Genomic DNA, 2,677 nt, shown 5'->3' on the forward strand with positions numbered 1-2,677 from the left:
CAAAGATAATCATTATTACCGCTACTGCTGGAAGACTGGGGGGAAGATTAGGCATCGGCACATCAGCGGGGGGAATGTGCCATCGCAGTTAGCCCAAAGTAGGAAGGAGGAAGTTGAGATTGCGATCGGGGATGGTGTAACCCCGGTGGAAATTGAAAAGTTAATCCGTCAGCAGCGCGGAGGTCAAAATTGATTATTGCGGTTTACCTGAATACGAAATTGTTCTTAGAATCAGGCTACACAGCCTCTTTGTACTTGTCAGGAATTTCTTATATTCCATTTGAGCAATTGAAATTAGTTGCAAAGTTGCACCACCTAAAAGATGTGCCAGAAAATTATCATATTCAGGATGTATTAGACAAAGCATACCTTGCAACTCAAAACAGCGCTCATTATTGGTATGATGACTCAGAAGTTGAGCCAATTGTCAAATGTCCCCAGCGCTCAACGAACATATATGCAATCCCTTTCCCTTGCTCAACTATTTGGCGAGGGGGCTTTTCAAGATACAAGTGTTTTGATTATTCAAAAAACTGATTTGCTGAGATTGACACTTGCTGCCAATAATACTGCTGAAAGTTTGCTAGTTGGAATCTTGATTACTGCATTAAATAATTTTCAAGGAGTAATCACAGACGAGGACAGCGAGCCGATAACCGACGAGAACAACCAGCCGATTACTTACGACAACTCGGAAGCTTTTGAATTCCTACAAATGATTTCTTGGAAGGCTTTTTTTAGCACGCTTGATAATCAGCGATACATCAACCATCAAATTATCGTCAACATTTACACGCAATTATGAAAATAGTTGACAAGCCGGAACTTCCAATTCTAACAGACAACGATTTAGTACTAAGTTGGGACGCTGAGACTAGCACTACTAGAAAAGTCAAAGCTTCCACTTTGAAAACATATGCTCAACAGGGTATTTCGAGCGGGAATACTATTACATATGCTCGTGTTGGAGACGTGAAAGCCTATGATACTCAGTCGGGGGCAGCAACAGCTAACACAGATATTACAAGGGTATTAAACACAATTATTGATAGCGCATCCTGGCTATCTCTTTTTAATAATCAAATTACCTTACAAGCTGGCATATATCTTGTACATGCGGCTGTACCAGGTTTTTTGTGTGGACAATTTCGTGGATGGCTGCACAACATAACTGACAACTCGGTAGCTATTTTAGGACAAGCTGCTTATTCAGCAGCTCAAGCTGCTGCTGTTTCAGTTGTTAACGGTAGGCTCGTAACTACTGCAATAAAGACCTTTTACAAATACGGCTACTACATCCATTACGACCAGAACAAAATGAGTATTTTTGATCCAGGAACAGCAGGAACTTTAAAATCAACTCAAATACCCCAGGCATTATTTGAAGTTGCCCGCGCTTTAGATGCGGCGGAAAATCTCAGAAACGGTGCTAATCCCGGCTTACCACCACGCCGAAATCTTTCCACTACTGTCAGTTTCGATACTGGAACAATTGCGATTGCTGCTACATTACCAATTTCAACAGGTATTCAAGTAGGGGGATCTGTTGGTGTAGCTGTGAGCGATTATTTAGGGACTACTTATTCAGCATTTACCAATGGTGGTGGTGATTTAAGCTCTGATACTTTACCAGAAGCACTACTAGAAGTTGCTAGCGTTTTAGCGGCGGCTGAAAAAGCCGTTACCCCGGCTGAAAACCAACCAAATAACGTGCAAATCATCTTTGATTTAGAAACAGCAAGCGCTACAATTTCCGCAAACTTACCTTTTAATACGGCCGCTGGCACTACTGGTGATGTTGTGATCCAAGCTATTGATTAGATTATGAAATTTGATGCTATCCTTGTTCGGGGAACCTGTTTCACCGTGGAAGCTCCCTGTTAACGCCAGTGTCAACCCGCAACGGTCGTCTGATTGTTAGAGTCGATGCTGATGTTGCCACCAGACACCTCTCCTGCCAAACCGTGCATGAAGCTTTCGCCGCACACGGCTTTAAGTTTCATAAGTCTCTCGACTATCTCCCAGATTTACCTTGTTTTAACGAGTGTATTGTCTGGTGCTGATGACAGTGACGATGTAGAGCCACCAAATTGCTTGACTTCCAATGATTATGGTTGCCATCAACGTGATGTAACTCTATTAGGTCATCAGGCAAAAAAGACAGGTTGCAGTGTTGGCACTTAAACTGCTGCTTGGCGAGTGTTTTAGCTGTAGCTCCGTCATATAATACGGAGTTACGTTTTGACCAGTAGAGCAAGTCTCCGTCATATGGGCTTTTATTTCCCTTGACTTTGACAAATTTTGCTGCTGACCAGGGAACCGTTGGAGCTACTTCTTTCATAATTCCATTGGTTTGCCATCGGTTAAACCGCCCCTGTTTGCGGATGAATTTCCATGCCCAGTAACTTATATGCCACAGCGCGTGTTGGCTCATATCGCAGTATTGATGGTATTTTCTCCAACCTCTGATGATGCTGGATACCCTCGCTATGCGTTGCTCAAGTGTATAATTTGAGTCCTTTAGAGAGGATTTGATTTGTTTTTGGTATCCATACTCTTCTGAGCTTGGCGTGCTGCCAATGGTTGATATTTAGTTGTGTAGCAAGTGTCAAGCGTTGATAGCAGTTGAGGTTTCTCATCCCATCTATACCAGCCGTACATTTGCCTGTATTAAGCT

Annotated in this window: 3 protein-coding genes and 1 pseudogene; 3 read left to right on the plus strand and 1 reads right to left on the minus strand. The window is 42.7% G+C overall.

Annotated features, from left to right (window positions below; genetic code table 11):
• From LC653_RS45590 to LC653_RS45600, 3 genes and pseudogenes are all read left to right on the plus strand, one after another.
• Positions 1-193: pseudogene (locus tag LC653_RS45590) on the plus strand (hypothetical protein); the annotation flags it as partial.
• A 177-nt stretch (positions 194-370) separates the two neighbouring features.
• On the plus strand, positions 371-805 hold the full coding sequence (locus tag LC653_RS45595) for a hypothetical protein (RefSeq protein WP_229501806.1): 435 nt from the start codon (positions 371-373) through the stop codon (positions 803-805).
• A complete protein-coding gene (locus tag LC653_RS45600; protein ID WP_229501807.1) occupies positions 802-1,821 on the plus strand; it encodes a hypothetical protein in 1,020 nt (339 codons plus the stop codon). Before LC653_RS45595 ends, LC653_RS45600 begins: the two co-directional genes overlap by 4 nt.
• 193 nt (positions 1,822-2,014) lie before the next feature.
• Here the strand turns inward: LC653_RS45600 and LC653_RS45605 are convergent, their stop codons facing one another.
• A complete protein-coding gene (locus LC653_RS45605; RefSeq protein ID WP_308189276.1) occupies positions 2,015-2,590 on the minus strand; it encodes a group II intron maturase-specific domain-containing protein in 576 nt (191 codons plus the stop codon).
• Between the last annotated feature and the right edge of the window lie 87 nt (positions 2,591-2,677).

Origin of the sequence: Nostoc mirabile CHAB5784, from assembly GCF_020829645.1 — a bacterium.
Classification (GTDB): Bacteria; Cyanobacteriota; Cyanobacteriia; order Cyanobacteriales; family Nostocaceae; genus Nostoc; species Nostoc mirabile.

Excerpts from the sequence above, each read along its gene's own strand:
- LC653_RS45600 (WP_229501807.1), top strand. The coding sequence starts at position 802 with ATGAAAATAGTTGACAAGCCGGAACTTCCAATTCTAACAGACAACGAT.